Genomic DNA, 5516 nt, shown 5'->3' on the forward strand with positions numbered 1-5516 from the left:
GCATGTTGTTTGAGAACTCAATAGCGTAACAAACCAAGCATTTTTGTCGCACCGGTTGTGTGGCGCGGTGGTTTGGGGATGGTGCCGGCAAGCGTGATGGCTTGTTAAACACTGTCTTCTTATTTTTACTGTGGCTGTTCAGCTTTGGTGTTGATGATTGTTTTTGTGCGTGCTGGTCGCCACCCCCGTGGTGGCTGGGCGCATGTGATTGTTGACTTGATTGTTGACAGTCCGGTAATTTTTGTATTTTTGCCAGTGATGTCGGGCTTTTTGTAAGGCTGATTTTGCTTTTATGGAGAGTTTGATCCTGGCTCAGGACGAACGCTGGCGGCGTGCTTAACACATGCAAGTCGAACGGAAAGGCCCCAGCTTGCTGGGGTACTCGAGTGGCGAACGGGTGAGTAACACGTGGGTGATCTGCCCTGCACTTCGGGATAAGCCTGGGAAACTGGGTCTAATACCGGATAGGACCATCGTTTAGTGTCGGTGGTGGAAAGTTTTTCGGTGCAGGATGAGCCCGCGGCCTATCAGCTTGTTGGTGGGGTAATGGCCTACCAAGGCGTCGACGGGTAGCCGGCCTGAGAGGGTGGACGGCCACATTGGGACTGAGACACGGCCCAAACTCCTACGGGAGGCAGCAGTGGGGAATATTGCACAATGGGCGCAAGCCTGATGCAGCGACGCCGCGTGGGGGATGACGGCCTTCGGGTTGTAAACTCCTTTCAACCATGACGAAGCTTTTTGTGACGGTAGTGGTAGAAGAAGCACCGGCTAACTACGTGCCAGCAGCCGCGGTAATACGTAGGGTGCGAGCGTTGTCCGGAATTACTGGGCGTAAAGAGCTCGTAGGTGGTTTGTCGCGTCGTCTGTGAAATTCCGGGGCTTAACTCCGGGCGTGCAGGCGATACGGGCATAACTTGAGTACTGTAGGGGAGACTGGAATTCCTGGTGTAGCGGTGAAATGCGCAGATATCAGGAGGAACACCGATGGCGAAGGCAGGTCTCTGGGCAGTTACTGACGCTGAGGAGCGAAAGCATGGGTAGCGAACAGGATTAGATACCCTGGTAGTCCATGCCGTAAACGGTGGGCGCTAGGTGTGGGGGTCTTCCACGACTTCCGTGCCGTAGCTAACGCATTAAGCGCCCCGCCTGGGGAGTACGGCCGCAAGGCTAAAACTCAAAGGAATTGACGGGGGCCCGCACAAGCGGCGGAGCATGTGGATTAATTCGATGCAACGCGAAGAACCTTACCTGGGCTTGACATATGCAGGATCGGCACAGAGATGTGTTTTCCCTTGTGGTCTGTATACAGGTGGTGCATGGTTGTCGTCAGCTCGTGTCGTGAGATGTTGGGTTAAGTCCCGCAACGAGCGCAACCCTTGTCTTGTGTTGCCAGCACGTTATGGTGGGGACTCGCGAGAGACTGCCGGGGTTAACTCGGAGGAAGGTGGGGATGACGTCAAATCATCATGCCCCTTATGTCCAGGGCTTCACACATGCTACAATGGTCGGTACAGTGGGTTGCTACACCGTGAGGTGGTGCTAATCCCTTTAAAGCCGGTCTCAGTTCGGATTGGAGTCTGCAACTCGACTCCATGAAGTCGGAGTCGCTAGTAATCGCAGATCAGCAACGCTGCGGTGAATACGTTCCCGGGCCTTGTACACACCGCCCGTCACGTCATGAAAGTTGGTAACACCCGAAGCCAGTGGCCCAAACTCGTTAGGGAGCTGTCGAAGGTGGGATCGGCGATTGGGACGAAGTCGTAACAAGGTAGCCGTACCGGAAGGTGCGGCTGGATCACCTCCTTTCTAAGGAGCTTTTTGGTTGCACGCCTTCACCGTTGATGGTGTTGCGTAGCGTGTTTGTTGAATCCGGGTGGAGATCACCCCTGGATCACTGTTTTCTTCAAGTTCACACGGTCTTGTGGTGTGCGGCAGAGTTGTGTTTGGTTTGTTGCGTCTGTTGGGTGTCTGGAGCAGCATGCTCCTGAAACTGGACGGTCACATTGGTGTCGGGCTGCCTGTCGGGTGGTTTGGGTGTTGGTGTGGTTTGCCGTCGTGTTGTTTGAGAACTGTATAGTGGACGCGAGTATCTTCTTTATTGTATGCAATTTTTGATCATGTTTATGATCTCGAGTCATCTTGATGAAAGTTTTAGTGTTGTCTGTGAAGGGCGCACGGTGGATGCCTTGGCACAATGAGCCGATGAAGGACGTGAGAGGCTGCGTTATGCCTCGGGGAGTTGCCAACTGAGCGTTGATCCGAGGATGTCCGAATGGGGAAACCCGGCCGTGGTTATGCGCGGTCACCCGCTGGTGAATGAAATAGCTGGTGTGGAGGGAACGCGGGGAAGTGAAACATCTTAGTACCCGCAGGAGAAGAAAACAATTGTGATTCCGTGAGTAGCGGCGAGCGAAATCGGATTTTTGGCTAAACTTCATGTGTGTGATACCTGACAGGGGTTGCATGTGGGGTGTTGTGGGGTCTTGTGTGGTGGGTCTGTCAGCCTGCCGCCTGGTTGTTGGTGTTAGCGGAAGTGGTTTGGAATGGCCTGCCGTAGACGGTGAGAGTCCGGTACGTGAAAACATCAGCTTCTTGGGTTGCGAGTGTCCCCGAGTAGCAGCGGGCTCGTGGAATCTGCTGTGAATCTGCCGGGACCACCCGGTAAGCCTGAATACTTGTTGTGACCGATAGCGGATTAGTACCGTGAGGGAATGGTGAAAAGTACCCCGGGAGGGGAGTGAAATAGTACCTGAAACCGTGCGCTTACAATCCGTCAGAGCCTCTTTTTTGGGGTGATGGCGTGCCTTTTGAAGAATGAGCCTGCGAGTCAGCGGCACGTCGCGAGGTTAACCCGTGTGGGGTAGCCGTAGCGAAAGCGAATACTAACTAGTGTGTTTTTAGTGGCGTGTCCTGGACCCGAAGCGGGGTGATCTACCCATGGCCAGTGTGAAGCGACGGTAAGACGTCGTGGAGGCGCGAACCCACTTAGGTTGAAAACTGAGGGGATGAGTTGTGGGTAGGGGTGAAAGGCCAATCAAACTCCGTGATAGCTGGTTCTCCCCGAAATGCATTTAGGTGCAGCGTCGTGTGTTTCTTGCCGGAGGTAGAGCTACTGGTTGGTTTAGCGGGACTATCATCTTAGCGACATCAGCCAAACTCCGAATGCCGGTATAGTGAGAGCGCGGCAGTGAGACTGCGGGGGATAAGCTTCGTAGTCGAGAGGGAAACAGCCCAGATCGCCGGCTAAGGCCCCTAAGGGTGTACTAAGTGGAAAAGGATGTGGGATCGCGAAGACAGCCAGGAGGTTGGCTTAGAAGCAGCCATCCTTGAAAGAGTGCGTAATAGCTCACTGGTCGAGTGGTCCTGCGCCGACAATGTAGTGGGGCTCAAGTACACCGCCGAAGCCGCGGAACTCACACTTTTTGTGTGGGTTGGTAGGGGAGCGTCGTGTGGCGAGTGAAGGTGCGGGGTGACCCAGTGCTGGACGCTATGCGAGTGAGAATGCAGGCATGAGTAGCGAATGATGAGTGAGAACCTCATCCGCCGGATGACCAAGGGTTCCTGGGTCAAGTTAATCTTCCCAGGGTGAGTCGGGGCCTAAGGCGAGGCCGACAGGCGTAGTCGATGGATAACGGGTTGATATTCCCGTACCCGTGTGTGTGCGACCATGGTGAATCGGTGATACTAACCGCCCTGAAGTACCGTCAGGAGTCACTTTGTGGCTCTAGGTGGTGTGGATGCGCGGGACCTGAGCTGGTAGTAGCCAAGTGATGGGGTGACGCAGGAAGGTAGCCGAGCCACTTATTGGATTGTGGTGTAAGCGTGTGGCCCGGTCCCCAGGTAAATCCGGGGGCCATGTGGGTGAGGCGTGATGCGTACCCGTTTGCGGGGATGTCGGTGATCCTATGCTGTCGAGAAAAGCCTCTAGCGATGTGCACATTCGGCCCGTACCCCAAACCGACACAGGTGGTCAGGTAGAGAATACTAAGGCGATCGGGTGAACTGTGGTTAAGGAACTCGGCAAAATGCCCCCGTAACTTCGGGAGAAGGGGGGCCCGTGCTGGTGGCAGTCTTTACGGCTGGTAGCTGGTGTGGGTCGCAGAGAATAGAGGGAAGCGACTGTTTATCAAAAACACAGGTCCGTGCGAAGACGGTAAGTCGATGTATACGGACTGACGCCTGCCCGGTGCTGGAAGGTTAAGAGGACCTGTTAGACCCTTGTGGTCGAAGCGGAGAATTTAAGCCCCAGTAAACGGCGGTGGTAACTATAACCATCCTAAGGTAGCGAAATTCCTTGTCGGGTAAGTTCCGACCTGCACGAATGGCGTAACGACTTCCCTGCTGTCTCAACCACAGGCCCGGCGAAATTGCAGTACGAGTAAAGATGCTCGTTACGCGCGGCAGGACGAAAAGACCCCGGGACCTTCACTATAGCTTGGTATTGGTGTTCGGTTCGGTTTGTGTAGGATAGGTGGGAGACTGTGAAGCAGCCACGCTAGTGGTTGTGGAGTCGTTGTTGAAATACCACTCTGATCGTGCTGGATATCTGAACCTCGGCCCATGATCTGGGTTAGGGACAGTGCCTGGTGGGTAGTTTAACTGGGGCGGTTGCCTCCCAAAGAGTAACGGAGGCGCCCAAAGGTTCCCTCAGCCTGGTTGGTAATCAGGTGTTGAGTGTAAGTGCACAAGGGAGCTTGACTGTGAGACTGACAGGTCGAGCAGGTACGAAAGTAGGGACTAGTGATCCGGCACCGGCTTGTGGAAGCGGTGTCGCTCAACGGATAAAAGGTACCCCGGGGATAACAGGCTGATCTTCCCCAAGAGTCCATATCGACGGGATGGTTTGGCACCTCGATGTCGGCTCGTCGCATCCTGGGGCTGGAGTTGGTCCCAAGGGTTGGGCTGTTCGCCCATTAAAGCGGCACGCGAGCTGGGTTCAGAACGTCGTGAGACAGTTCGGTCTCTATCCGCCGCGCGCGTTGAAACTTGAGAAAGGCTGACCCTAGTACGAGAGGACCGGGTTGGACATACCTCTGGTGGGCCAGTTGTCACGCCCGTGGCATGGCTGGTTGGCTACGTATGGGAGGGATAACCGCTGAAAGCATCTAAGCGGGAAGCCTGTTTCGAGATGAGGTTTCGTTTGAGGTTCCCTGTAGATTACGGGGTTGATAGGCCGGATCTGGAAGCACTGTGAGGTGTGGAGGTGACCGGTACTAATTGACCGAGGATAACACTAATTTTGTTTATTTTGGTGATGAGTATGCCGTGTAGTTAGGTATTCGCGTTCATTGTGCAGTGTCTGGAACGGCACGGCACACCATCCTGCGTGTTGGCCCTACTTTTGTTGTGGGCTGGCTGGTGGGGTTGGGTGTGTGTGGTTTGTTCTGTAGTGTTTGTCGGTGGTTTTAGCGGCGGGGTCACGCCCGGTCCCTTTCCGAACCCGGAAGCTAAGCCTGCCTGCGCCGATGGTACTGCACCTGGGAGGGTGTGGGAGAGTAGGTCGCCGCCGGCAT

General features: G+C 54.9%; 3 rRNA genes. All 3 read left to right on the top strand.

Annotated elements, in window-relative coordinates:
* Positions 1-289 precede the first annotated feature (289 nt).
* The 3 genes from ACTXPP_RS13810 (at position 290) to rrf (ending at position 5515) form a co-directional block, all read left to right on the top strand.
* Positions 290-1809, top strand: a 16S ribosomal RNA gene (locus tag ACTXPP_RS13810).
* Between the two features lie 348 nt (positions 1810-2157).
* A 23S ribosomal RNA gene (locus ACTXPP_RS13815) occupies positions 2158-5239 on the top strand.
* A gap of 159 nt (positions 5240-5398) precedes the next feature.
* A 5S ribosomal RNA gene (rrf, locus tag ACTXPP_RS13820) occupies positions 5399-5515 on the top strand.
* Together the 16S, 23S and 5S rRNA genes form the textbook arrangement of a ribosomal RNA operon.
* Position 5516: the final 1 nt, after the last annotated feature.

Origin of the sequence: Candidatus Corynebacterium faecigallinarum (assembly GCF_052264515.1) — a bacterium.
GTDB lineage: Bacteria > Actinomycetota > Actinomycetes > Mycobacteriales > Mycobacteriaceae > Corynebacterium > Corynebacterium faecigallinarum.